The following is a 23,807-nucleotide window of genomic DNA, read 5'->3' on the forward strand; positions in this document are numbered from 1 at the left end:
CAGGGGTGCGCAGGGCAGGCGCGGACACCTGCCCGGCGGGGATGCCCGTCGTCAGGACGATGGCCCGGCGCGGTGACGTGCGGGCGTCCGCCAGGGTGGCGCGCTGCCCGTACCGCGGTGCTCCCGTGCTGGCCGTGCTCAGCACGGTTGCCCCCGTGCTGCGGCGATATGGGCCATTCCAACACGTCTGGAGCCGCTCTGGCAACATTGACGGGCGTCAGTGGGGATTCGGTCCGATCGTCTCCGCAGGTGAGGACGCCGGAATCGATTCCCCACGCCCCGGCCTCCGGTGGTCGGCCGAGCCCGTCACCCGGCGTCGGCGTCGCCCGGACGGCGGTCGCCGCCCGCGTGGCCGACGCCGGTCAGCCGGCACAGGGCGGCGAAACCGTCCGGGGTGCCCGGCCAGTGCCGACGCACCGCCCCGACACCCGCCCTGCGGACCACCGACCGCAGCACCGCGACGACGAGGATCGCGTCGTCGGCGTACCCGAGCACCGGGACGAAGTCCGGAATCAGGTCGACCGGGACCACCAGGTACGCCAGCAGCAGGCCCAGGCGCACCCGGACGCCGCGGGGCAGGGTCCTGTCCCCGGCCAGCCGCCGCAGCAGCCGCACCAGGTCGGGCAGGATACGCAGCGCCTCGGTCAGCAACGGGCCCTTCGGTCGTACGATCAGCAGACCGACAAGCAACGCCACCCACGAGACCGCCACCGCGACCGCGCCACCGACCAGGATGTCCGCGACCATCCGCGCCGCCCCCTTCCGCCGCACCCGTGCGCGCGGCCCGGGCATCGTCGCAGAGTCCCGCCGCGCCCGCCGGTCGACGCGACACCGGTGGCCGGACCGACCGACACCCGGGAAGGGCCACCGTGACGGACGAGGCGGTCCCGACCGGCAGCGACCGGACGATCCTGATCGTTGTCCGGGGGAACTCGGGGGCGGGCAAGAGCACCATCGCCCGGCAGTTGCGGCTGCGGCACGGTCGCGGCTGTGCCCTGGTCGAGCAGGACTACCTGCGTCGGGTAGTGCTACGGGAACGGGACAGGCCGGGCGGGCTCGCGCCCACCCTGATCGGGCAGACGGTCCGGCTGGCCCTCGACCACGGCTACCACGTGATCCTCGAAGGCATCCTGTACACCGCCCGGTACCGGCGGATGCTCACCGCGCTGCGCGACGGCCACCAGGGCAGGACGGTGTTCGTCTATCTCGACGTGTCGCTGCCCGAGACCCTGCGACGACACGAGACGCGTCCGCAGGCCACCGAGTTCACCGCCGACGACATGCGGGGCTGGTACGCCCCGCGTGACCTGCTCGGGTACGACGACGAGGTCGTCCTGCCCGAGACGACCCCGCTTCAGGAGGCGGTCCGGCGGATCGCCGCCACCGCCGGGCTGCCCCTGACCGGGGGCGACGCCGACGTCCTCCCCGGACGACCCTGACCACCCACCGCTCCCACGCCACGACGACGGCCGCTCGTAGGCTGGCCGGGTGCGGGAGGACGAGCTGCGGAACCTGGTCCGGGGCAGCGGGTGGTTGATGCGGGCGCTGCGGGTGGTCCGGGACACCGGCCTGCCCGACGCGTGGATCGGGGCGGGGGTCGTGCGGGACCTCGTCTGGGGCCAACGCTACGGCGACGGCTTCGACCCGTCGTCGGTGCGGGACGTCGACGTGGTCTTCCTCGACCCGACGGACCTGACCCGCGCCAACGACGACCGGGCCACCGCACGACTGGCGACGGCCTGGCCGCAGCCGCCGTGGGAGGCGAAAAACCAGGCCGCGGTGCACACCTGGTACCCGGCGACGTTCGGCGGCGACCCGGTGGCCCCGCTGCGGACGGTCGCCGAGGCGGTCGCCACCTGGCCCGAGTACGCCACCGCCGTCGCGGTACGCCTGCACGCCGACGACCGGATCGCGGTCTGCGCGCCGTACGGCCTGGACGACCTGCTCGACGGGGTGTGGCGGCACAACCCGGCCCGCGCCGGCCGCGAGGTGTCCCGGCGTCGGCTCGCCCGTCACCGCCCGGCGGCACGCTGGCCCGGCGTACGGGTGGTCGACCCCGACCGCCGGTGAGCGGGTCGCGGAGGGTGCCTGTCCCCTCCCCGCCGTCGTGATCAGCACCCGGCGGTGAGCCGAACCGACCCGGGGAAACGTCGGGGTGCCTGGGTACGATGCCCGGCGTGCCTCTCCCCACAGACCTGCGTGACCTGCTGAAAGACCCGTCGTTCTGGTCGGCCTACGACCGCTGCGACGACGACGGTGATGACGACGACGAGCGCTGGGAGGACCATCCCGGGTGGACGCTGACGGCCGACGTCGGCGGCGGCCACACGCTCGTCCTGGAAATCGACATCGATCTCGGCATGGTCAACCTCGGTATGTGCCCGCCCGGCGTGACCGAGCCGCTGCAACTCGGCTGGGACGACGACGCGCACCCCTTCCCGCACGCCCTGCGCTGGGACGAACTGGACCTGATCGCCCGGGCCGTCGCGTTGCGGGACCCGGACCTGCCGCATCCCGGCCCGCTGCTGGCGCTGGCCGGCCGGTTCGTGCTGCTCGGTGAGCACGACGACCTCGATGCGGTCACCCCGCTGCTGGCCGCCGCCTTCGGCACCGGCCCCGCCGACGCCGCCCACTGGCCGACGGTCCGCTCCTGGCTGTACCGGTGCGACGGGCGCGGCAGGGGCGTCACCTGGCAGCGCGACGACGCCGGGAACTGGACCGTCGACCAGGACGAGGACCAGGGCGGCGACTTCACGCTCTACAGCCTCCGCGCCCCGGAGTCGGAGTTCCCGTTCGACGCCTGGCGGGCGCTGCTCGCCGCCGCCGGGCGTACCGTCGCCGACGCCGTGCCCGCGGCGGCGCGTGACACCCTCGGTGACCTGCCGGCCCGTGCCGTCGCCGACCGCGACCTGAGCCTGGCCGCGCAGACCGGCCGGACGCTCGCCGCCGCCGGCGTCGGGCATCCGGTGGTCCTGCGCGGGCTCGTCGAGCCCACGGACCCCGCCGAGGTCTGCTGGATCCTCGAAACGGTCACCGGCGCGGCGCGGGGTTCCCTCGTCGCCAGGTGGTTCGGCCCGAGCGCGCTGCGCGGGGCCCGCCGCCACCGGCTGAGCCTGCACCTGGCGGTCGGCGGCCGGCCGGATCCGCGCGGGTACGCCACGACGGTGACCCGCGACCTCGACCGGGCGCTGCGCGACCGGGACCTGGGCCACGCCCGGCAGAGCGGCAGCAGCATGCGCAGGGACGCCTCCGGTGGCTACGTCACCCACGCCGTCAGCGTGGACATCGCGGTCCTCGACGATCTCGCCGCCGGCACCGACCTCGTCCGGCACACGCTGCTGCGGCACGATCCGGCGCCGGAGACCGTGCTGCGCCATCACGGGGGCACGGTCGCCGTGGTGGCGCTGCGGTGACCACCGCGGATCGGTGAACGGCCGGCCCGCCGCCCCGCCGGGGCGGCACTATGCTGCGACCAGGCTCCGACGAGCAGGGAGATGACGTGTCGCGTCGTACCGGTAGGCCCTCGTATCTGCTCTCCGCGTCGCCACCACCCCGCCGCCGGCTGTCCCGGCTCGCCGTCGTGGTCGCGATCGGACTCGTCGTCGCCCTCGTCGGCGGCGGCATCGGCTACGCCCTCGGCCGACCGGACGCCACCGAGTCGACCATCGCCGACCTGCGTCGGGCCGAGGCGAAGCGGGACGCCCAGCAGATCACCGAGCTGACGGCCACCGCCCGACGCCTCCGCGGCGAGATCGCCCCCGTGCTCGACGCCCTGCGGGCCGAGCCGACCGCCGACCCGCAACAGGCGCGCCAGTGGCAGCAGACCCTGCTGCGGGCGGCGGAGCCGTTCGCCAACCCGCCGTCGGGCAGCACGGCGACCAACGTGGCGCGCGGTGGCCTGCGCGCCGCGGTGGAGCAGACGTCCCTGGCCGTCGAGTCGTACCTCCTCGCGGTCACCGGGCCACCCGCGCAGCGGGCGGCGCTGACGGCACTGGCGAAACGGCAGGCGGAGCAGGCCGCCGCCGCCTGGTCCGTCGCCGCCACCCAACTCGACCAGGTCAACGTCGACGCCGGCCACGGCCATCAGCACGTCTATCTGGAGGGCGACCAGCACGACGGCGCCGAGGAGGGCACCGGCGGGTGACCGGGGCGACGGAACTGCTCGCCGAACGGTTGCTGCGGGCCGGGATCGGTGACGTCGTCACCGTCGAGCCGGTCAGTGGTGGCCTCGCCGCGCTCGCCGGGATCGCCCACCGCAGGGACGCGCCGCCGGTCTTCGTCAAGACCTTCGCCGAACCCCCCGACGGGGACGCCTTCGGCGCGGAGGCCGAGGGTCTGACGGCCCTGCGGGAACTCGGCGGGCTGGCCACCCCCGACGTGGTCGTGGCGAGCCGGGAGGTGCTCGTGCTGTCGCTGCTGTCGCCGAGGCCGTCCGACGGGGCGTTCTGGGAGGGGTTCGCGCACGCACTGGCCCACCTGCACACCAGCACCGTCCATCCCCGTTTCGGCTGGCACCGGGACAACTGGTTGGGACGTCGCCGGCAGGTCAACACCTGGGCCGACGACGGCTTCGCCTTCTTCGCCGAGCACCGCCTGCTGCGCTGGCTGCGTGAGCCGAGGGTCCGGGCCGCGCTCGACCCCGCGGACCGGGCCGCGGTGCAACGGCTGTGTGCCCGGCTGCCCGAGCTGCTGCCGGACCGGCCTGCCTGCCTGACCCACGGCGACCTGTGGTCGCAGAACGTGCTGTCCGACGGGGCGGGGCGGGCGGCGGTGATCGATCCGGCGGTGTCGTACGGGTGGGCCGAGGTGGACCTGGCGCACCTGTGGACCACGGCGGCGCCACCGGAGTCGGGTCGGTTCTTCGCCGTCTACGCCGAGCTGACCGGCCTCGACGCCGGCTGGCGGGCCCGCATGCCGATCATCCAGCTACGGCAGCACCTGGCGGTGCTGGCCCAGTTCGACGACGACTGGGGTGCCGCCGACACGATCCGGGCCACCCTGGCCCCGTTCCGGTCACGGGCCTGACCGGTCCGGGCCCCGGCGGTCCCGGTCACGGCTGCGATACCCCGGGCGGCTGCCGGTCCGGCCAGAACGGCCATTCCTCGAACGACCGGCACCGCCCGTCGTCGGCGAAGCGCATCACCCACAGGTCGCGGTACTCCTGCGTGACCGGGTCGCCGTAGCGGACCTCGTGGTGGGACACGGCGGTGTCGCCGTCGACCGCGACGACCGTGCTGGTCATCCGGAAGACCTCGTCGGGACCGTCGCGCTGTTCCTCCCACATCCGGGCGATGGCCGGCAGACCCACCACGGGGGCCAGGTAGGGCCCCTGCCGGTAGCTCGCGTCCTCGGTGAACAGCGTGCCCAGGGTGTCCGTGCCCGGCGTCCGCCAGGCCCGCTCGTAGCCGACGAGCCAGTCGTCGACCTGCTTCCGGTCCATGTGCCCCACCCTGCCACCCGACCGGTCCCCGTGCCCGGGTTGCCCGCACCCCCGGCGTGCCGGCAGCCGGAGGTGCGGCACGTCACCCTGACGAACTGTACCGGCTGGTCGGTACAGTTCCCGCGTGATCACGTCCTCCACCCCGGTCCCCGCTCCGGTCCTGTCCACCCGCCGCCGGTGGGCGGCGCTGGCCGTGCTGGCCGCGGCGGTGCTGCTGCTCGCCGTCGACGGGACGGTGCTGTCGCTGGCGGTGCCGGCGCTGACCGCGAGCCTGGCGCCGACCGCGGAACAGGTCCTCTGGATCGGTGACATCTACTCGCTGACCCTCGCGGGGCTGCTGGTGCTGATGGGTAACCTGGCCGACCGGTTCGGACGCAAACGGGTCCTGCTGGTCGGTTCGGTGGCGTTCGGCGCGGCCTCGCTGCTGGCCGCGTTCGCCCCCAGCGCACCGGCGCTGATCGGGGCCCGGCTGCTGCTCGGCGTGGCCGGCGCGACGCTGATGCCGTCCACCCTGTCGCTGATCCGCAACATCTTCACCGACAGCGGCGAACGGACCCGGGCGATCGCCATCTGGTCCACCGCCTTCGGCGCCGGGTCGGCGGTCGGGCCGCTGGTGGGCGGGTTCCTGCTGGAGCACTTCTGGTGGGGCTCGGTGTTCCTCATCAACGTCCCGGTGATGGTCCTGGTGGTGGTCTCCGGCCTGCTGCTGCTCCCGGAGTCCCGCGACCCGCGACCGGGCCGCTTCGACGTGCTCTCCGCGGTGCTGTCCATGGCGGCGGTCGTGCCGCTGGTGTACGCCGTCAAGCACGTGGTCGGGGCCGGCGTCGACGGCGTGACGGTGTCCTGCCTGCTGGTCGGCGTGACCGCCGGGGTGCTGTTCGTGCGGCGGCAGCGGCGACTGGAACAGCCCATGCTCGACATCGAACTGTTCGGCAACCCGGCGTTCCTCGGGGCGGTCGTCGCCAACGTCGTCGCCATCTTCGCGCTGGTCGGCATGCTGTTCTTCTTCTCGCAGTACCTCCAGTTCGCCAGGGGGTTCAGCCCGTTGCAGGCGGGCCTGGCCGAGTTGCCCGCGACCCTGGCCTCGATCGTCGTCGTCGTGATCATCGCGCTGGTCGTGGCCCGGTTCGGCCGGGGCAGGGCCATCGCGCTCGGCCTCGGTCTGGCCGCCGCGGGGCTGGCCGGGGTGGCGGCGGCCGCGCACGCGCCGTACCTGTGGCTCGGGTTGGCGCTCGTGCCCATCGGCCTCGGCATCGGGCTGGCGATGACGCTGACCGGCGACGCCATCATCTCGGCCGCACCCCCGCGCAAGGCCGGTTCCGTCTCGGCGATCACCGAGACCGCCAACGAACTCGGCGTGGTACTGGGCATCGCGGTGCTGGGCTCCCTGCTGTCGCTGGTCTACCGGCACGCGGTGAGCGTGCCGTCCGGGCTGCCGGCCGCCGACGCGGCCCGGGTCCGTGACTCGCTGGGCTCGGCGCTACAGGTGCTGCCGCCGCAGGCCGCCGCCGGCGCCCGGGACGCGTTCATCACCGGCGTGCAGGTCACCTCGTCGCTCGCCGCGGTGCTGACCCTCGGCGCGGCGGCGCTGGCCTGGGTGCTGATCCCGTCGCCGCGCCCGCCCCGGCCGTAGGTACGGTGTCGCCGTGGGACGCACAGCCGGCCGGTCGCCGCAGGACACCAGACGTGCCCTGCTCGATGCCGCCGCGGACGTCGTCCGCGCCCGGGGGATCCACGCCCCGCTGGACGACATCGCCCGCTTCGCCGGCGTGTCCAAGGGCGGGCTGATCTACCACTTCGCCAGCAAGGACGACCTGATCCTGGAACTGGCCCGCGACCAGCTCGCCGCCTTCCAGGCCGGCATCGACGCCGCGCTGGACCCCACGGACACCGCACCGGGTCGGCTGACCCGGGCCTACCTGCGCGCCTCGGTCGCGCCCGCCGGCGACGACGCCGCCGTACGTGCCTCGATGGCGCTGGTCACCCAGCTCATGACGCTGCCCGCGGTCGCCGAACTCGCCCGCGCCGACGCGGAACGGCTGGCGGCGGCCCTCGCCGCCGACGGGCTGCCCGCCGACGTGCTGGCGCTCGTGGTGGCGGCGGCGGACGGCATGAGCAGCGCGCCCCTATGGGGTGCCCCGACGCACACCCCCGCCCACCGGCGACTGCTGGAACGGCTGCTGCACCTGACCCGGCACCCGCACCTGTGGGAGACGCTCACGCCCTGAGCCGGGCGACCCGCGCGGCCCGTCACGGCCGCGACGTCGGCAGCTGTCGACGCCCCGCCGCAGGCGGTATCCTCATCCACTCTCGTCGATCGGCGAGGTGGTTTCGTTCCGCTCCGCACACCCTTCGGAGGCACGATGAGGTTCCGCATCGCCCGTACGCTCGGCGCACTCGCGCTCGTGCTGGGAGCCGTCGCCGTACCGGCGACCCCGGCCGCCGCGCACGACACCGCCGACGCGATCGCGGTCTACCCGCCGATCCAGGACTCGTCCACCTGGAACAGGTTCGGCGGGTCCGGGCCGGCCAACCACCACATCGTGTTCGGCAACTGGGGCTACACCAACGACTGGGCGGTCGACATCTACCGCAACCCGGGGGCCACCGTCGTCTCCCCGTTCGGCACCAAGACCGCGGCCGGCCATCCGGTCGCGGTCACCGTGGTCACCGTCCGTCCGGGCTGCGCGACCGGGAACCTCGCCGACGGCGGCTACCGGATCGGACTGGAGGCCCGGGACACCACGACCGGCGGGGTGGTCGGCCGGGCGGACGTGATGCACGTGAACAACAAGCCCGGCGGCGTGGTCGTCGGCGCCTCGGTCGGCCCGTGGACCAAGCTCGGCGAGACCGGCCGGTTCCGGTACTCCAGCTGTTACCAGGTCAACGGGGACAGCGGCGCGCACATCCACCTTGAGGTGATCAACCAGCACCGGTACTCCTGCTACGTCAACCGCGCCGCCGACACCGCCCTGACCGACCTGACCGTGGTCGGCCGGATCGGCGTCCACTACTCCGGCCAGCGCGCCGCCTGCTGACCACGGCCGGAGGCGGGACGACCGGTCCGTCACCGACGGTCGGCGTCGCCGCCGCCCGCCGGGGCCGGGTCCGTGCCGGACGCTGTCGGTTGGTCGGCAGTGTCCGGGCACGGACAGTGGCCGCCAGGTGACGCCGGGTCCCACCCATGATGGGTCACGTCGACGTGCCGTCGCGACAGGCCGGCGGACGGGACACCCCGGTCAGGAGGATGGGCATGCCGTTCGAGGTCGACTTCAACTGGGCATCGCAGGCCGTCATCGAGACGGTGGCCGTGCCGTTCCCGTCCCTGGAGACACCACCCGGTGTGGTCGTCGCCGACCCCGCCGTCCCGCAACTGGCGTTCCAGCACTCCGGCCCGGTGACGGTCACGATGCTCGGCTGCGGCCGGTGGAACCGCGACTCCAGCTACCGGTTCAACGCCGGCTGCAACCAGGAACCGCACCACGCGGCGGCGATCGGTGAGGTCGGGGTGCTCGCCGCCGCGGAGGCGCAGCGGTTGGAGGCGTGGTTCCTCCAGCGGTATCCGAACTCCGACCCGGTGGTGCTGAAAAACGGCGGGAAGTGGAACCTCACCCTCAAGCGCAACGGTGCGGTCTTCAACTTCCACGTCGGCGTCCACGACTGACACCTCCCGTACGGGCGCGGGGCGGCCGGGCCGCCCCGCGCCGGCCGCCCGGGGCCTGCCCGAACGGTGGATCAGGGGCCGGCCACTGTGGACTTACGATCGGTCACAGTCCCGTCACCCCTGCGGAAGGACCTCCCATGCCCCAGCCGATGCGTCGCCGGCTCACCCGACTCGCGGTGGTCGCCACCGCGGCGGCCGCCGTCAGTCTCACCGTCCAGCCGGCCCCGGCCGTCGCCGTGCCGTGGGACTGGAACGGTGCCTTCGCCACGTACGAGGAGTGCGAGGAGTACCGCATCACCGCCAGCTACTGGGGCGAGGTCGCCAACAGCTGCGTCTACCGCACCCTGCCCGACAGCCAGTACAACGGCTGGTACTTCCGGGCCGCGATCGCGGGCTGAGCCCCGACGACGGATCCCCCGCCCGTCGGAGGTCCACCGCTTCCGACACACCTGACGGGCGGTCACCCCGGCGCGGGTGGCCGCCCGCTCCGGTCAGCTCTGCTGGTAGTTGACGGCGGCGAACCCGCACGACCGGTGCAGGTGCAGGTAGTACGCGCCCTCGCCGTACTCGTCCAGGTCCGCGCCGCCGACCAGGCCGACGTAGTCCATCGGTTGCCGGCACCCGGGGCAGTCGGGGTGTCCGGCGTCCTGGATCCAGTCGGGTCGGCCGCCCAGCGTCGAGCCGCCCCGTTCCCACGCGCTGGCCTGGTAGGGGCTCTGCCGGACCTCCCCGAGGACGGGCAGCAGGGCGGGCGGATCCTCCGTACCGGCGGGGCCGAGATGGTCGGGGCGGGTGTTTCCGGTCCACCAGTCGGTGCCGCCGTCCGGTGTGACCCGGCTGTACAGCGTGGTGTAACAGGCGCAGAAGTGGCACGTTGCGATCACCAGGCGGCCGGACCAGCCGGTGTGCGCCAACGCGACACCGACGGCGGGCTCCGCCGGGTCCAGGTCCGCGGCCGTCCACAGCGGCGACGCGCACCACGGGCAGGTCGCCGCGTCCGGCCGCCGTGGTGCCTCGCGCATGATCCACTCGTACGCGGTGTCACCGCACAGGTCCCGCCGGTGGCCCTGCGGGTCGACCGTCCAGCCGCCCTCCCGGGCGTAGTCCAGGATGTCGACGTGCAGCGTGTCCGCGCCGGGCGGGGGCTGGGCCGACCAGCGACGCAGGGCGTCCCCGGCCAGTGGGTGGGCGGTGTGCGCCAGGGCGACCAGCAGGTGGTTGAGCTGCCCCGGTGTCCGCCCGCCGTCGACCCGCGCGACGACCCGACGGACCACGTCGGCGTCCGCCGCCCGGTACAGCTTTCCTGGCCACAGCACGTCGTGGTCGAGCAGCGCGCCCAGGTGCGGCGTCAGCCTGCCGGGCTCGGTGTCCGCGACCAGGGACAGCTCCTCGACCGCGTCGTCGTCACCGACGGTGACCTGCCGGACCAGCTCCTCGATCATGGGGCGATGCTAGCCATCCGGGACCCGGCCCGCCGTGGGGGCACCGGCCCTGCTCATACGGTGAACGCGGGTCCGGGCCGGCCGATGCCGATCCGGCCGTTGGTCAGGCGGTGCTCGAACGTCACCCCGAGCTCCTCCTCCCAGCACCGCATGATGTCCTGTTCACCCTCCCGGTCGATGTCGTCGAGCACGACGGCGAAGTCCTCGGCGAACAGCGCGGCGAAGAAGGGTCCGGCGGGATGGCGGGCGTGCGCGTTGGCTGCCCGGTAGGCGGGCGGCCCGTCGACGACGAGCAGGTCGACGGCCCGGCCCGTGGTCATCTCCGCGAGGCGGCGCTGCTCGTACCAGGTCGACTCCTCGTCCGGCCAGCGGGACTCGACAGGCGTCAGGGGGGCGTGCACCACGGTCACCACGTCGCCGAGGCCCTCGCGCGCCAGCTCCTGACCGAGTAGTTCCGCCCAGCGTTCGTCGTGCTCCACGGTCCAGAGGTGCCCGCCGCGCTGCCGCAGCAGCCGGCCGATGTAGAAGGTGGAGACCCCACCGCCCAGCTCGACGACGGACCGACGTCGGTTCACCATGATCTCGTTGAGCACCGCGACCACCCCGCTCGGTCGCATGGCGCTCGCGCTCCACGGCAGGTACGTCAGCGACAGCGGGGCCAGCGTCTGCATGGCCAGCAGGTCGTTGCGTTGGAGTTCGTTGCGTTGCAGCGACGGACGGTGGCGCTGCTCGTACTCAGGTCGCGCGCTCACCGTGCCACCATCCCCACCAGCCAGGAGGGCAGCAGACCCTCGTCGAGCAGGTCCAGGACCACCGTCTTGGCCAGGGCGGAGGCGAAGTGCACCTGGGCCGCCCCGCTGGGTGAGCGCAGCCGCGACAGGAGCCGGGAACGTTCCCGCCGGTAGCTGGCCGACTGCCTGCCGTGGGTGCGGAAGTCGTCCGTCCAGCGGTTCAGCTCGCAGAAGTTGCTGACCCTCGGCGCGAAGTTCTCGAACAGGACCGCCCCGTGGTCGAGCCCGACGGTGTCCGGTTCCAGGAGCTGGACGAGGGTCCAGTAGTACTGGTCGCTCGTGCCGTGCAACCGGTCCGTGTCGACCTGGTGCGCCCGCAGCCGGTTCAGCAGCGGGAAACGTCCGCTCGGCGGGTCCGGATACGCCGCGCACAGGGCGAGGAGGTCACCGGCGGGCCCGAGGAAACCGCCGCTGTTGAGGTACGGGTACGGGCCGACGGGCGGGTCCTCGTGCAACGCGAGCCCGACGGGGCCCATCGGCCAGCTGTTCGGCTCGGCGCTGAACACCACCCGTTGCGGGAAACCCGCGTACGCCGTGCGGATGTACTCCTCCCCGCGCAGCAGGAGCGTGTCGTACGCGTCGGTGAACAGCACCAGTTCGTCCGGTGGGACGTGCCGGGCGAGGTGGTCGGTGAGCAGCGCCCGCTTGTCCCGGGGCCGGAACCCCCGCTGCCGGCCCTCCAGGACGACCAGTTCGAGCCCCACCGCCGCGCAGGACGGCTCCAGCAGCCGCCGCAGGAAGGGGTGTTCGAGGTCGGTGGCGATCGTGATGACCCTCATGGTCGGCGTCCAATCGTGCTGCCGGTTCGTGCCGTTGGACCGCACCGGATGCGCCCTGGTGCCCGACCTGTGGGCCCGGACGGACCGGCTGCCAAACTATCCATCCACGACGGTCGTTGTCGACCCACGGCGTCCGCCCCGGCCTCCCGCGAGAGCTGTCGTCGAGCCGTTCTCAAGGACGAGGTCACCGCCGACCGCACCCGGATGGAAACCGCGCCGGTGGCCCCGACCGGAAGGCGAGCGGGTCTGCCCACCGGCGTCCGTGGTTTCTCGAGCCGTTCCCAAGCGGTGGCCGGGAGACTCGGGGCGCAGCCAGCACACGACGCCGAGGAAGGCGGGGCGGATGACCGGACGGGACGAGTCGGCACACGCACGGGCCGGGACACCGGGCGGAACCCCGGTCGCCGTGGTGGGCATCGGCTGCCGGTTCCCCGGCGCCGACGGGTTGGCGCAGTTCTGGCGTCTGCTCAGCGACGGCGGCGACGCGATCACCGACGTGCCGGCCAGCCGGTACGACATCGACGCCTACCACGACCCGCGACCGGGCACGCCGAACCGGATCGTCAGCCGCCGGGGCGGCTTCCTCGACCAGATCGACCAGTTCGACGCCGGCTACTTCGGGGTGGCACCCCGGGAGGCGGAACGGATGGACCCCCAACAGCGGCTGCTGCTGGAGACCGCCGCCGAGGCGCTGGCCGACGCCGGCCTGACCCGCGACCGGCTGTCCACCACCCGCACCGGCGTCTACGTCGGCGGCATGTCCTCGGCGTACGGGCAACTGCTCAGCGACGCGTCGGTGCTGGACCTGCACGCGGCGACCGGCGGCGCGCGCAGCTTCCTGGCCGGCCGGGTGTCCTTCGCCTTCGACCTGCGCGGCCCCAGCATGGCGGTGGACTGCGCCTGCTCCTCCAGCCTGGCGGCGCTGCACCTGGCCTACCAGAGCGTACGCAACGGGGAGACCCAACTGGCGCTGGCCGGCGGGGTGAACCTGGTGATCGCCCCCGAGGAGACCATCCCGTTCTCGGCGGCCCGGATGCTCGCCGCCGACGGCCGGTGCAAGTTCGGCAGCGCCCACGGCGACGGCTTCGTCCGCAGCGAGGGCGTGGCGGTGCTGGTGCTCAAACCGCTGGACCGGGCCGAGGCCGACGGCGACGCCGTCCACGCGGTGATCTACGGGTCCGCGGTCGGCAACGACGGCCAGTCCGGCGGCTACCTGCTCACGCCCTCCCAGCCCGGCCAGGAGGAGACACTGCGCGCGGCGTACGCCGACGCGGGCGTGCCCGCCACGCTGGTGGACTACGTGGAGGCGCACGGCACCGGTACCCCGGCCGGTGACCCGGTGGAGCTGGGCGCCCTCGGCGCGGTGACCGGCGCGGGCCGGGACGGGCACTGCCTGGTCGGCTCGGTCAAGACGAACATCGGCCACACCGAGGCCGCCGCCGGCCTGGCCGGGGTCATCAAGGCGGTGCTCGCGCTGCAGCACCGGGAGATCCCGCCGAGCCTGCACGCCGCCGAGCTGACCGACGCGGTCGACTGGGCGGGACTGCGGCTGCGCCTGGTGCGGGAGCGCACCCCCTGGCCGCAGACCGACCGGCCGGGCCTGGTCGGGGTCAGCTCGTTCGGCATCTCCGGCACCAACGCCCACGTGGTGCTCGGCGAGTACACCGCACCGGCACCCGCACCCGCCGACGGGGACGAGCCCGACGGGGACGACACGCAGCTCCTGGTGCTCTCCGCACCCGACCGGGAGGCGCTCACCGCCCTCGCCGCCGACTACGCGCGGTTCCTCGGACCGGGCGGCGACGGGCGGGACCTGCCGCTGCGCGACGTGTGCTTCAGCGCGGCCACCCGCCGCGACCACCACGAGAACCGGCTGACCGCGGTCGGCGCGTCACCCGACGACCTGGTCGAGCGGCTACGGGCGTACGCCGCCGGTGAGTCCCGGCCCCGGCTGGGCGTCACCGCGTCCGCACCGGTGGACGGTGACCGGCCCACCGTCGTCTTCGTCTTCCCCGGGCAGGGCTCGCAGTGGGACGGCATGGGCCGCGAACTGCTGGCCCGCTCACCGGTCTTCCGCGACACGCTCACCCGCTGCGACGAGGTGATCCGTGCCGAGGTCGGCTGGTCGCTGCTGGCCCGGCTGACCGGCGAGACGGACGCCCCGGCGTCCATCGACACCGTCCAGCCGACCCTGTGGGCGATGCAGACCGCGCTCTGCGCGGTGCTGCGCGACTGGGGCATCGAACCCGACCACGTGGTCGGGCACAGCATGGGTGAGGTGGCCGCGGCGGGCGCGGCGGGCGCACTCAGCCTCGCCGACGCCGGCGCGGTCATCTGCCGGCGCAGCCGGCTGCTGCGCACCGTCGCCGGGCGGGGCGTCATGTACTCGGTGGAGCTGTCCGCCGCCGACGCCCAGGCCGCCCTGGCCGGCCACGAGCACCTCGTGTCCGTGGCGGTCAGCAACAGCCCCACCTCGACGGTCCTCTCCGGCGACCCGCAGGCGCTGGCCACCATCGTCGCGGGCCTCGACGGACGCGGCGTGTTCTGCCGGCAGGTCAGGGTCGACGTCGCCTCGCACAGCCCGCAGATGGACCAGCTCCGCGACGACCTGCTGGCCGGCCTCGGCGACGTCACCCCCCGCGCGGGGCACGTCCCGCTGTACTCCACCGTGGACGACGCCCGCTGCGACGGATCCGGCTGGGACGCCGCCTACTGGATCCGCAACCTGCGCGAACCGGTGCGGTTCGGGGCCGCGGTGGCACACCTCGCCGGAGCGGGCGACACGGTGTTCGTCGAGATCAGCCCGCACCCCATCCTGCTGCCGGCCATCCAGGAGACCCTGGCGGCGACCGGGACCGACGGTGCCGCCGTCGGCTGCCTGCGCCGCGACGAGCCGGAACGGGCCAACCTGCTCGACACCGTCGCCGCCCTGCACCGCGCCGGCTGCCCGGTCGACTGGCACCGGGTGGTCGGCGGGCCCCCGCCCCGCTACGTGCGGCTCCCGTCCTACCCGTGGCAGCGCCAGCGGTACTGGCTCACCCCGACCCCGGCCGGACGACCGGCCCCGCACCGGGTGGACCGGGTCGTCGACCCGGCCCGCGAGCCGTACCTGCTCGACCACCTGGTGCAGGGCACCGTGGTCGTGCCCGGCACCGCGTACGTCGAGCTGCTGCACACCGCCGCCGCCGGGATCTGCGGCGGGCAGACACCCGTGCTGCGCGACATCCGCTACCTCGACGCGCTGTTCCTGCGTCCGGACCAGCCGCCGCCCGCGCTGTCCACCACGTTCACCCCGCGCGGGCCCGACACCTGGGACGTGGCGGTGACCGGGGCGGAGACGACCCACGTCACCGCGACGGTGAGCCGTACCCCGCCGCCCGAGCGACGTCGGCTGGCGGTGGAGGCGACCCGCGCCGCCTGCCCCGACCATCTCACCGGGGACGACTTCTACCGCCGGTTCGCCGCGCGGGGCAACGAGTGGCAGGGCGCGTTCCAGGGCGTCGCGGAACTCTGGACGGGCGACGGTCAGGCCCTGGGCCGCATCGAGGTGCCCGCCGGGGTCGACCCGGCCGGGTACACCTGCCACCCGGCGCTGCTGGACGCGTGCGGGCAGGTCCTCGCGTCGCTGATCCCGGGCGACGACCGGTCGTCGGCGTTCGTCCTGGGCGGCATCGACGCCGTGACGATCCACCCCGACCCGGGCGTCCCCGGCTGGGCGCACGCCGTCGCGGTCACCGCCTGGCGGTCCGACTCGGTCTGCGGCGACCTCGTGGTGGCCGACGCCGACGGCCGGGTGATCGTCGAGATCGCGGGCCTGCGCCTGCAGTACCTGCAACCCCCGGACTCGGTGCGCGACCCCGACGGGTGGTTCCACGAGTTGCGGTGGCAGCCGCTGCCGGCGCTGCCCGACGCGCACCGGCCGGCCGACCGTCGCCTGGTCTTCGCCGACCGGTCCGGCGTCGGCGACGCGCTGCCCGCCGACGTCCGGGTGTTCGCAGGCGGCGGGTACCAACGGCTGGCGGCCGACCGGTACGAGATCGACCCGACGGCACCGGCGCAGTACCGCCGGCTGCTCGCCGACGTCCGGGCCGGCTTCGACGGCCTCGCGCCGACCGAGGTGGTGCACCTCTGGACGCTGGACGCGCAGCAGCCCGACGCCTCCGTGCCGGCGCAGCAGGCGGCCGGGGACGCCGAACGCCTCGGCTGCGGCAGCGTGCTGCGGCTGCTGCGGGCGCTCGCCGACGCCGGCCTGCCCGAGCCACCCCGGCTGTCGCTGGTGACCCGCGGCGCGCACCGGGTGCGCGACACCGACCGGACGGTGTCGATGTGGCAGGGCGCGCTCTGGGGCCTGGGCCGGGTCGTCGCCCACGAGCACCGGGAACTGCGCTGCGTGCTCGTCGACCTGGACCCGGCGGGCCCACCCGCCGAACTCACCGCCGCGCTGGACCGGGAACTGGCAGGTGCCGGGCCGGAGGACCAGGTGGCGGTGCGCGACGGCCAGCGGTACGCCGCACGCCTGCTGCCCACGCCCACCGCCCGGCCGGACGACGCCGACGTCACCCACCAGATCCAGGTCACCTCGCCCGGCCTGCTCGACGGGGTGCGCCTGGTGCCGGTGCCGCGCCGGCCGCCGGGGCCGGGCGAGGTGGAGGTCCGCGCCGACCACCTCGCCCTGAACTACCGCGACGTGCTGATCGCCATGGACCTGTATCCGCGCCTGTCCGACCAGCCCGCGACCATGATCGGCGAGTGTGCCGGCACGGTCACCCGGGTCGGGCCGGGTGTGGCCGGACTGCGGCCCGGCGACGAGGTGGTGGCGATCTCGCTGCGCTCACCCGCCGCCGGCCACCTCTGCGTCGACGCGCACCTGGTGCACCGGCGGCCGGCCCGGCTCACCGCGCCGGAGGCCGCCACCGTGCCGGTGGCCCTGGTCACCGCGTACCACTCGCTGGTGCAGCTGGCGCAGGTACGGCCCGGCGAACGGGTGCTGATCCACCACGCCACCGGCGGGGTGGGGCTGGCCGCGGTGCAGGTGGCCCGGTGGCGCGGCGCCGAGGTGTACGCCACCGCCGGCAGCCCGGACAAGCGCGCGCTGCTGCGGATGATGGGCGTCGCGCACGTGTCCGACTCGCGGAGCACCGGGTTCGCCGACGAGATCCGGGACGCCACCCGGGGCGAGGGCGTCGACGTGGTGCTCAACACGCAGGCGGGGGAGGGCCTGCTCAAGAGTGTGGAGCTGCTGGCCGACCGGGGACGCTACGTCGAGCTGAGCCGGCGCGACCTGGTCGACGGCACCCGGCTGGACCTGCGGCTGCTGGCGCGCGGGGCGTCGTTCTTCGTGGTCGACGTGGTGGACCTCGGGCTCAACGAGCCGCGCCGGCTCGGCGCGATCCTCCAGGAGACCCTGGCCCTGGTGCAGGCCGGTCTGCTGGAACCGCTGCCGTACCGCGTCTTCCCCGCGACCGACCTGGTCGGCGCGTTCCGGCACATGGCCCAGGCCCGGCACGTCGGCAAGGTGCTGGTGTCCGTCGGGGAGCTGACCGCGCCGCAGCCCGCCACGCCACCGGTCCCGCACCGGCCGGTCCGGATCGATCCGACCGCCGGCTACCTGGTGACCGGTGGGCTCGGCGACCTCGGCCGGGTGGTCACCGACTGGCTGGTCCGTGAGGGGGCCCGGCACATCGCGCTCACCGGACGTACCCCGTTGGATGAGACCGGTGGCGCGGACTGGCTGGCGGAGCTGCGGCGGCACGGGGTGCGGGTGGCGTACGAGGCGGTCGACGTGGCCGACGAGGAGGCGATGCGGGCGGTCGTGGGGCGGCTCGGGAGCGACGGCGTGGCGATCCGGGGCGTGGTGCACGGCGCAGGGGTCATCGAGTACCGCGCCCTGTCCGAGCTGGACGACCGGACCCTGTCGGCGGTCCTGCGCCCGAAGGTCACCGGCGCGGCCGTGCTGCACCGGCTGTTCGCCGGGCAGCCGCTGGACTTCTTCGTGCTGTTCTCCTCCGGCTCGGCGGTGCTCAGCTCCCCGATGCTCGGCGCGTACGCGGCCGCGAACGCCGCCCTGGACTCGCTGGCCGACCAGCGCCGGCTCGCCGGGCAGACCGCGCTCAGCGTGAACTGGGGCTTCTGGTCGGTCGGCATGCCCGCCCGGGTCGGCCGGGAGCACGGCCGGGCGATCAACCCGGCCGGCATGGACACGTTCAGCCCCCGGGAGGGCATCGAGGCGCTGCGCCTGCTGCTGGCCCGCGACGCCACCCACGGGGTGGTGCTGCCGACGGACTGGCGGCGGTGGGCGACCGCGCACCCGGACGCGGCGACCTCACCGCTGCTGCGTGACCTGCTCGCCGACCCCGCCGCCGTGGCCGCGCCCGCCGTCGCCGCGCCCGTCGCCCCCGTTGACCCCGTGCCCGTCGTGCCCTGGTCGCCGCCGACCTCCCCACCCCCGGCGCGGCCCGCGGACACCGTCGCCACGGTCACCGACGCCCCACCCGCCCCCGCGCCGACCCGCCCCGCACCGGTGGGGACAGGGGAGGCGGGGCCCGGGGTGGCCGGCACGCTGACCGACCGGGACGCCGTGGAGCGCTACCTGGCCCAGGTCCTCGCGGAGGTGCTGGGCATGCCGTCGGCGCAGGTGCACACCAGGCGTCCGCTCAAGCGGCAGGGCCTGGACTCGCTGATGGCCGTGGAGGTCCGCACCCGGGTCCAGCGCGACCTGGGCATGCTGCTGCCGATCGCGAAGATGCTCGGCGGCCACAGCGTCGCCGAGCTGGCCGGCGAGGTGTTCAGCCAACTGGGCGGGGCCGGCCGCCGCTGACCGGGCCGGTGGGCGGTGCGGCGGGTCGCCCCGCACCGCCGTCCACCGGCCCCGGTGCCGGCCCGGTCCCGCGCGCGGCGCGGTCGGGGCCCGGCACGAACGGTGGCGGTGACCGGACGTGCCGGTCACCGCCACCACGGTCGTACGTCGGGTGTCGCCGTCGCGTCGTCAGCTCCGGGCCGGGTCGGCCTGCGGGATCAGCTCCGCCCGCCGGGCCACCTCCGCGGCGAACTCGCCGAGCGTCATGATGGCGAGCGTCTCGATGTCGTCGTCGTCGAACGTCACACCGAACTCGTCCTCGACCCGCAGCGCGAGTTCGGACACGGCGAGCGAGTCGAGATCCACACCGGACGGTCCGAGCATCGAGTCGGGGCCGGTGTCGTCGGTGTAGAAGTTCATCTCGCGCAGCGACTGCAGGGTGAACGCCAAGACCTCGTCGGCTGACATGGTGGGGCTACCTTCCTGTCGGATGGCGCGGGGCGGCGTCGGTCGACGACGTCGTCCTCCGTCACCGACGACCTGCGGCGTCATCACGTCGGTCGACGACATACTGCCGGAATGAGTGGGCCGAAGTTATCAACGGGCACTCGCGTCGGTCAATGCGCCGGAAAATGGCCTCCACGGGTGCTGACGTCGCGGCGGCAGCGGAATTCGAGCAGTTCTCAGTCCGGCGTCGAGGTCGGTTGCACCGCCTCCCCGCGCCGGGCAACTACAGTCCTTGCGAAAGGCGGACGTGGCGCCGTGGCCGGCCGACCCGGGAGACGCGCTTGAAGATCACCAACGTTCACCTGTCCGGGCTGGGGGTCTTCCAACCGCCCGTGACCGACGCCGGCCAGGCCGCCCGGCGCGGCGACTACAGCCCGGCCGCCTACCTGGAGAACCGGCTGACGGGCGCCTGCGTCGCCGGGGACGTCTCACCGCCGGAGATGGCCGTGCACGCGGCCCGCCAGGCGCTGACCCGCGCCGCCGCCGACCCGACCGGGATCGGCCTGGTGCTGCACGCCTCCATCCACCACCAGGGTCCGGAGATGTGGCTGCCCGGCCCGTACATCCAGCGGGAGATCGTCGCCACGGCGGCCCCCGCGTTCGAGGTCCGGTTGGGCTGCAACGGCGTGTTCGCGGCGCTGGAGATCGCCGCCGGGCACCTGGCCGGCGCGGTGGCGGGCACGACGGTGCTGGTGACCACGGCGGAGAACCTCGGCTCGCCGCTGATCGACAGGTGGAACTCGGCGCCCGGGTTCATCCTGGGCGACGCCGGCAGCGCGCTGCTGCTCGACCGCGACCACGGCTTCGCCCGGCTGCGCGCCGTGGGCAGCGTCGCGGTGCCCGAGGTGGAACCGCTGTACCGGGGCGGTGAGCCGCTGTACCCACCGGCGGCGGGCCAGGGCCGCGTCATCGACATGCGCGAACGGGCCGAGTACTTCCGCGACAACGTGATGTCGCTGACCGACGCCGCCGAACTGCGCAACCGGGCCCGGCTCGACCTGATCGAACGCACGCTCGACGAGGCGGACCGCAAGCTGGCCGACATGACCCGGGTCATCTGCGGGAACGCGGCGGCGTACATGGTGCAGCACGACCTGGTGGAGCCGCTGGGCATCACCATGGAGCGCACCACCTGGCAGTTCGGCCGCGGCGTCGGCCACACCGGCGCGAGCGACCAGCTGCTGTCGCTCAACCACCTGCTGGTCACCGGGCAGCTCGCCGTCGGCGACCACCTGCTGCTGTACGGAGGCGCGCCGGCCACCCTGTCCTGCGCGGTCCTGGAGATCCTGGACGTCCCGGAGTGGGCGGGGGCATGACCGCGTCCCCGCGTGTCTGGCTCGTCACCGGCAGCTCGACCGGGATCGGCCGGGCGCTGGTGACCGAACTGCTCGCCCGGGGCGAGTCGGTGGCGGCCACCGCCCGCGACCCGCGCACCCTGGCGGACCTGCGGCCCTCCGGGGCGGGGACACTGTGGACGGCGCGGCTGGACGTCACCGACCCGGAACGGATCCGGCAGGTGGTCGACGCCGCCGCCCGCGCGCTCGGCCGGCTCGACGTGGTGGTCAGCAACGCCGGGTACGCGCTGGTCGGCGCCGCCGAGGAGGCCAGCGGCGAGCAGGTCGACAGGCAGATCCGGACGAACCTGACCGGGCCCATCCACCTGGCCCGGGCGGTGCTGCCGTACCTGCGCGCGCAGGGCGGCGGACGGATCGTCCAGGTGTCGAGCATGGCCGGGCAACGGGGTTCGCCCGGCACGGCCGTCTACTGTGCCACCAAGTGGGGCGTGGAGGGCTTCTTCGAGTCGTTGGCCGCCGAGGTGAAGGGCTTCGGGATAGGCGTGACGATCGTCGAGCCCGGCACCGTGAGCACGGGGTTCTTCGGGCGGAGCAAGGAGCTGACCACCGCGTCGCCCGGCTACGCGGGCACCCCGGCGGCGATCCTGCGCCGCCGGGCGCAGGACGGCCGCCTGCCGTGCCGTGGCGACCTGGCGAAGATGGCCGCCGCCGTGGTCGACGTCGCCACCGGGCCGACCGCCCCGCTGCGGCTCGCGCTCGGCAGCGACGCGTACGCCTCGATCCGGCGCGGACTGACCGCGCGCCTGGCGGATCTGGAGGACCAGCGGGAGCTCGCGTTCTCCACCGACCTGAACGCAGGCGACGGGTCGACGCCGTCGACGCCGCACCGGAGACCGGAGGGGAACGACGATGCGCATCACCGTCCTGGCGCTCGGCAGCCGCGGTGACGTCCATCCGCTGACGGCACTCGCCGCCGAGCTGGCCCGCCACGGCCACGAGGTACGCGTCGGGGCGTCGATGAACCTGGTCGACCTGCCCCGGCAGCTCGGGCTCGACGTGGTGCCGGTCGGCTGGAACCAGCAGTCGATGATGCAGACCGAGCGGGGCCGGGAGTGGGTCACCAAGAGCACCCTCGACTCCTTCCTCCAGATCACGATCGAGGCGTACCGGGACTACGGCCGCCGGTTCGGCGACGAGGCGATCGACATCACCGCCGGCAGTGAGGCCATCGTCTGCGCCGTGGTCAGCGAGCAGTGGGCGGCGGCGCTGGCCGAGGCGTACGACGTCCCGCTCGTCGCGTACGACCTCACGCCGTCCCGGCCGAACGACGTGGTGCCGCACCCGCTGGTGGCCCTCGACCCACTGCCGACCGCCGCGGCGAACCGGGCCACCTACCTGCACTACACCCGACGGGCCTGGCGGTACCGGCGGGAACTGATGTTCGACTTCCGCCGCCAGCTCGGGCTCCCGGCGATGCCGCCGAGGCAGCTACGGCGACCGCTGGAGTTGCAGGGCTACAGCCCCACCCTGGTGCCGGGCCTGACCTGGGACGCCTACCGGCCGATCGTCGGTGACCTCCGGCTGACCCCGGCCGACCTGGACCGCGCCGGCATGTCCACCCTCGATCCCGAGCTCGCGGAGTGGCTCTCGGCGGGCGAACCGCCGGCCCTGCTGACGTTCGGCAGCACACACGTGGCGGACCCGGCGGCGATGATGGCGGCCATCGGGCGGGTCTGCCGGTCGCTGGCGGTGCGGGCCCTGGTGGCCACCGGCTGGGGGCTGGACGGGGTCGCGCCGTCCACGTCACCGGAGCTGCGGGTGGTGCCCTACGTGGACTACGACCTGGTGCTGCCGCACTGCGCCATGGTGGTGCACCACGGCAGCGCCAGCATCACCGCCGCCGGTGTGCGCGCCGGCATCCCCACGATGGTCTGCTCCTCCTACGCCGACCAGCCGTTCTGGGGCCACCAACTGGAACGGCTCGGCGTCGGTGTGCACGTGCGGTTCACCGACCTGTCCGAGGACGTGCTGCGCTCCGGCATGTCCCGCCTGACCACCGCCGCGCTGCGGCGGCGCGCGGCACAGCTCGGCGAGCGGATGCGCGCGGAACCCCACGGCACGCTCCTCGCCGCCGACGAGGTCGACAGGTACCTCGCCGGATGAGCGGCGGTGCAGCCGCCGTCGACCGTGGTCGGGCAGCCGTCGAGGAGGTGGTCGGGCTGCTCGACCTGGCGACGGTCGACCCCGCGACGGTCAGCACGGACCGGCTGGTGTCCGTCGCGGGGGCGTACTCCGGACGCGGCACGGCGCGGGGCACCACCCGCCGGTACGGGGGGCTCATCGCCGCACAGGCGCTGACCGCCGCCGCGCACACCGTGCGCCCCGGCCGGCCGGTGCACTCGCTGCACGCCTACTTCACCCGGCCGGGCGACAGCCGCAGGCCCGTCACCTACCTGGTCGAGGCCCTGCGCGACGGCCCGGCCATGTCCACCCGGCGGGTGGTCGCCCTCCAGCGCGACACCCCGATCTTCTTCCTGACCGCCTCGTTCCACGATCCCGGCACCGGGCCGGCGCACCAGCGGCCCGCGCCCGAGGTCCCACCGCCGCACGAGGTACCGACCCTGGACCGGCTGCTCGCCCACGCGCCCGATCGGCTGGCCGCCGTGCAGGACATGCTCTTCGCGTTCGACGCCAGGTACCTCGGCCCGCCACCCGGGGAGCGGACCGACGGGGAGCGGGCGGGCGAGGCGCACCGCCGGGCCTGGGTACGGGTGGCCGGCAGGCTGCCCGACGACGCGTCGCTGCACGCCGGCGCGCTGGTGCTCGTCTCGGATCTGCCCCTGCTGCTCAGCGCGATGGTGGCCGGGCATGCGACCGAGTGGGGCCCGGGTGACCTCGGCGTCAGCATCGACCACACGGTGTGGTTCCACCGTCCCTGCCGGGCCGACGAGTGGCTGCTGTACGACTGCGGCAGCCCGTGGGCGGCCGCCGGCCGTGGCCTGGCGACCGGACGGCTGTACGCGCGCGACGGCGACCTGGTGGCCACGGTCGCCCAGGAGGGGCTGCTGCTGACCCGCTCCGCCCGCTGAGCCG

21 protein-coding genes are annotated in these 23,807 nt (G+C 74.4%); 15 read left to right on the forward strand and 6 right to left on the reverse strand.

What is annotated here, in order from left to right:
• Positions 1-306 precede the first annotated feature (306 nt).
• Positions 307-747, reverse strand: coding sequence for a YkvA family protein (locus tag B5D80_RS04980; RefSeq protein ID WP_088642684.1), 441 nt, complete (start codon positions 745-747; stop codon positions 307-309).
• 122 nt (positions 748-869) lie between these two features.
• On the opposite strand from B5D80_RS04980, the gene B5D80_RS04985 reads away from it, so the two are divergent.
• The 5 genes from B5D80_RS04985 (at position 870) to B5D80_RS05005 (ending at position 5,025) form a co-directional block, all read left to right on the forward strand.
• The gene (locus tag B5D80_RS04985; protein ID WP_088642570.1) at positions 870-1,439 is read left to right on the forward strand and encodes a kinase; all 570 of its coding nucleotides are present in this window, start codon (positions 870-872) and stop codon (positions 1,437-1,439) included.
• Between the two features lie 49 nt (positions 1,440-1,488).
• Entirely contained in the window at positions 1,489-2,070 is a 582-nt protein-coding gene (locus tag B5D80_RS04990; protein ID WP_088642571.1) for a nucleotidyltransferase family protein, read from the forward strand.
• 107 nt (positions 2,071-2,177) lie between these two features.
• The gene (locus tag B5D80_RS04995) at positions 2,178-3,413 is read left to right on the forward strand and encodes a hypothetical protein (RefSeq protein WP_144081585.1); all 1,236 of its coding nucleotides are present in this window, start codon (positions 2,178-2,180) and stop codon (positions 3,411-3,413) included.
• Positions 3,414-3,499: 86 nt separating this feature from the next.
• A complete protein-coding gene (locus tag B5D80_RS05000) occupies positions 3,500-4,144 on the forward strand; it encodes a hypothetical protein (RefSeq protein ID WP_088642573.1) in 645 nt (214 codons plus the stop codon).
• Positions 4,141-5,025 (forward strand): fructosamine kinase family protein, encoded by an 885-nt coding sequence (locus tag B5D80_RS05005; RefSeq protein ID WP_088642574.1) that lies wholly within the window; start codon positions 4,141-4,143, stop codon positions 5,023-5,025. The genes B5D80_RS05000 and B5D80_RS05005 overlap by 4 nt, the downstream gene beginning before the upstream one ends.
• Before the next feature lie 25 nt (positions 5,026-5,050).
• On the opposite strand, the gene B5D80_RS05010 is transcribed toward B5D80_RS05005, so the two are convergent.
• A complete protein-coding gene (locus B5D80_RS05010) occupies positions 5,051-5,440 on the reverse strand; it encodes a YybH family protein (protein ID WP_088642575.1) in 390 nt (129 codons plus the stop codon).
• 124 nt (positions 5,441-5,564) lie between these two features.
• Between B5D80_RS05010 and B5D80_RS05015 the strand changes: the two genes are divergently transcribed.
• From B5D80_RS05015 to B5D80_RS05035, 5 genes are all read left to right on the forward strand, one after another.
• Positions 5,565-7,073 (forward strand): MFS transporter, encoded by a 1,509-nt coding sequence (locus B5D80_RS05015; protein ID WP_245854248.1) that lies wholly within the window; start codon positions 5,565-5,567, stop codon positions 7,071-7,073.
• 13 nt (positions 7,074-7,086) lie between these two features.
• Positions 7,087-7,668, forward strand: coding sequence for a TetR/AcrR family transcriptional regulator (locus tag B5D80_RS05020; RefSeq protein WP_088642576.1), 582 nt, complete (start codon positions 7,087-7,089; stop codon positions 7,666-7,668).
• A gap of 135 nt (positions 7,669-7,803) precedes the next feature.
• Positions 7,804-8,478 carry a hypothetical protein gene (locus B5D80_RS05025; RefSeq protein WP_211291403.1) on the forward strand — a complete coding sequence of 225 codons (675 nt, stop codon included), beginning with the start codon at positions 7,804-7,806 and terminating at the stop codon, positions 8,476-8,478.
• A 215-nt stretch (positions 8,479-8,693) separates the two neighbouring features.
• Entirely contained in the window at positions 8,694-9,104 is a 411-nt protein-coding gene (locus B5D80_RS05030) for a hypothetical protein (protein WP_088642577.1), read from the forward strand.
• A 137-nt stretch (positions 9,105-9,241) separates the two neighbouring features.
• Positions 9,242-9,502 (forward strand): hypothetical protein, encoded by a 261-nt coding sequence (locus B5D80_RS05035; protein WP_088642578.1) that lies wholly within the window; start codon positions 9,242-9,244, stop codon positions 9,500-9,502.
• A gap of 93 nt (positions 9,503-9,595) precedes the next feature.
• Here B5D80_RS05035 and B5D80_RS05040 read toward each other — a convergent pair whose 3' ends face one another.
• Genes B5D80_RS05040 through B5D80_RS05050 form a run of 3 tightly spaced genes read right to left on the reverse strand, consistent with a single transcriptional unit; the run spans position 9,596 to position 12,116 of the window.
• Positions 9,596-10,546 (reverse strand): hypothetical protein, encoded by a 951-nt coding sequence (locus B5D80_RS05040; protein WP_088642579.1) that lies wholly within the window; start codon positions 10,544-10,546, stop codon positions 9,596-9,598.
• Between the two features lie 53 nt (positions 10,547-10,599).
• Positions 10,600-11,298: a class I SAM-dependent methyltransferase gene (locus tag B5D80_RS05045; RefSeq protein ID WP_211291404.1), complete on the reverse strand. Its 699-nt coding sequence runs from the start codon at positions 11,296-11,298 to the stop codon at positions 10,600-10,602.
• Positions 11,295-12,116 (reverse strand): glycosyltransferase domain-containing protein, encoded by an 822-nt coding sequence (locus B5D80_RS05050; protein WP_158224131.1) that lies wholly within the window; start codon positions 12,114-12,116, stop codon positions 11,295-11,297. The genes B5D80_RS05045 and B5D80_RS05050 overlap by 4 nt, the downstream gene beginning before the upstream one ends.
• A gap of 343 nt (positions 12,117-12,459) precedes the next feature.
• On the opposite strand from B5D80_RS05050, the gene B5D80_RS34750 reads away from it, so the two are divergent.
• Positions 12,460-18,933, forward strand: coding sequence for a type I polyketide synthase (locus B5D80_RS34750; protein WP_158224132.1), 6,474 nt, complete (start codon positions 12,460-12,462; stop codon positions 18,931-18,933).
• A 168-nt stretch (positions 18,934-19,101) separates the two neighbouring features.
• Here the strand turns inward: B5D80_RS34750 and B5D80_RS05060 are convergent, their stop codons facing one another.
• A complete protein-coding gene (locus tag B5D80_RS05060; protein WP_088642582.1) occupies positions 19,102-19,380 on the reverse strand; it encodes an acyl carrier protein in 279 nt (92 codons plus the stop codon).
• Between the two features lie 320 nt (positions 19,381-19,700).
• Between B5D80_RS05060 and B5D80_RS05065 the strand changes: the two genes are divergently transcribed.
• The 4 genes from B5D80_RS05065 to B5D80_RS05080 are packed head-to-tail and all read left to right on the forward strand — an operon-like array spanning position 19,701 to position 23,803.
• The gene (locus B5D80_RS05065) at positions 19,701-20,735 is read left to right on the forward strand and encodes a ketoacyl-ACP synthase III family protein (RefSeq protein WP_158224133.1); all 1,035 of its coding nucleotides are present in this window, start codon (positions 19,701-19,703) and stop codon (positions 20,733-20,735) included.
• Complete coding sequence (locus B5D80_RS05070; protein WP_088642687.1) at positions 20,732-21,661, forward strand: SDR family oxidoreductase; 930 nt, start codon at positions 20,732-20,734, stop codon at positions 21,659-21,661. Before B5D80_RS05065 ends, B5D80_RS05070 begins: the two co-directional genes overlap by 4 nt.
• Complete coding sequence (locus tag B5D80_RS05075; protein ID WP_088642584.1) at positions 21,624-22,877, forward strand: glycosyltransferase; 1,254 nt, start codon at positions 21,624-21,626, stop codon at positions 22,875-22,877. Before B5D80_RS05070 ends, B5D80_RS05075 begins: the two co-directional genes overlap by 38 nt.
• Entirely contained in the window at positions 22,874-23,803 is a 930-nt protein-coding gene (locus tag B5D80_RS05080) for an acyl-CoA thioesterase domain-containing protein (RefSeq protein WP_088642585.1), read from the forward strand. The genes B5D80_RS05075 and B5D80_RS05080 overlap by 4 nt, the downstream gene beginning before the upstream one ends.
• The last annotated feature ends 4 nt before the right edge of the window (positions 23,804-23,807 follow it).

Origin of the sequence: Micromonospora wenchangensis, from assembly GCF_002210435.1 — a bacterium.
In the GTDB taxonomy this organism is placed as follows: Bacteria; Actinomycetota; Actinomycetes; order Mycobacteriales; family Micromonosporaceae; genus Micromonospora; species Micromonospora wenchangensis.

Excerpts from the sequence above, each read along its gene's own strand:
- B5D80_RS05040 (WP_088642579.1), bottom strand. The coding sequence starts at position 10,546 with ATGATCGAGGAGCTGGTCCGGCAGGTCACCGTCGGTGACGACGACGCG.
- B5D80_RS04980 (WP_088642684.1), bottom strand. The coding sequence starts at position 747 with ATGGTCGCGGACATCCTGGTCGGTGGCGCGGTCGCGGTGGCGGTCTCG.
- B5D80_RS05035 (WP_088642578.1), top strand. The coding sequence starts at position 9,242 with ATGCCCCAGCCGATGCGTCGCCGGCTCACCCGACTCGCGGTGGTCGCC.
- B5D80_RS34750 (WP_158224132.1), top strand. The coding sequence starts at position 12,460 with ATGACCGGACGGGACGAGTCGGCACACGCACGGGCCGGGACACCGGGC.
- B5D80_RS05010 (WP_088642575.1), bottom strand. The coding sequence starts at position 5,440 with ATGGACCGGAAGCAGGTCGACGACTGGCTCGTCGGCTACGAGCGGGCC.
- B5D80_RS05060 (WP_088642582.1), bottom strand. The coding sequence starts at position 19,380 with ATGTCAGCCGACGAGGTCTTGGCGTTCACCCTGCAGTCGCTGCGCGAG.
- B5D80_RS05025 (WP_211291403.1), top strand. The coding sequence starts at position 7,804 with ATGAGGTTCCGCATCGCCCGTACGCTCGGCGCACTCGCGCTCGTGCTG.
- B5D80_RS05030 (WP_088642577.1), top strand. The coding sequence starts at position 8,694 with ATGCCGTTCGAGGTCGACTTCAACTGGGCATCGCAGGCCGTCATCGAG.
- B5D80_RS05070 (WP_088642687.1), top strand. The coding sequence starts at position 20,732 with ATGACCGCGTCCCCGCGTGTCTGGCTCGTCACCGGCAGCTCGACCGGG.
- B5D80_RS05050 (WP_158224131.1), bottom strand. The coding sequence starts at position 12,116 with ATGAGGGTCATCACGATCGCCACCGACCTCGAACACCCCTTCCTGCGG.
- B5D80_RS05075 (WP_088642584.1), top strand. The coding sequence starts at position 21,624 with ATGCGCATCACCGTCCTGGCGCTCGGCAGCCGCGGTGACGTCCATCCG.
- B5D80_RS05080 (WP_088642585.1), top strand. The coding sequence starts at position 22,874 with ATGAGCGGCGGTGCAGCCGCCGTCGACCGTGGTCGGGCAGCCGTCGAG.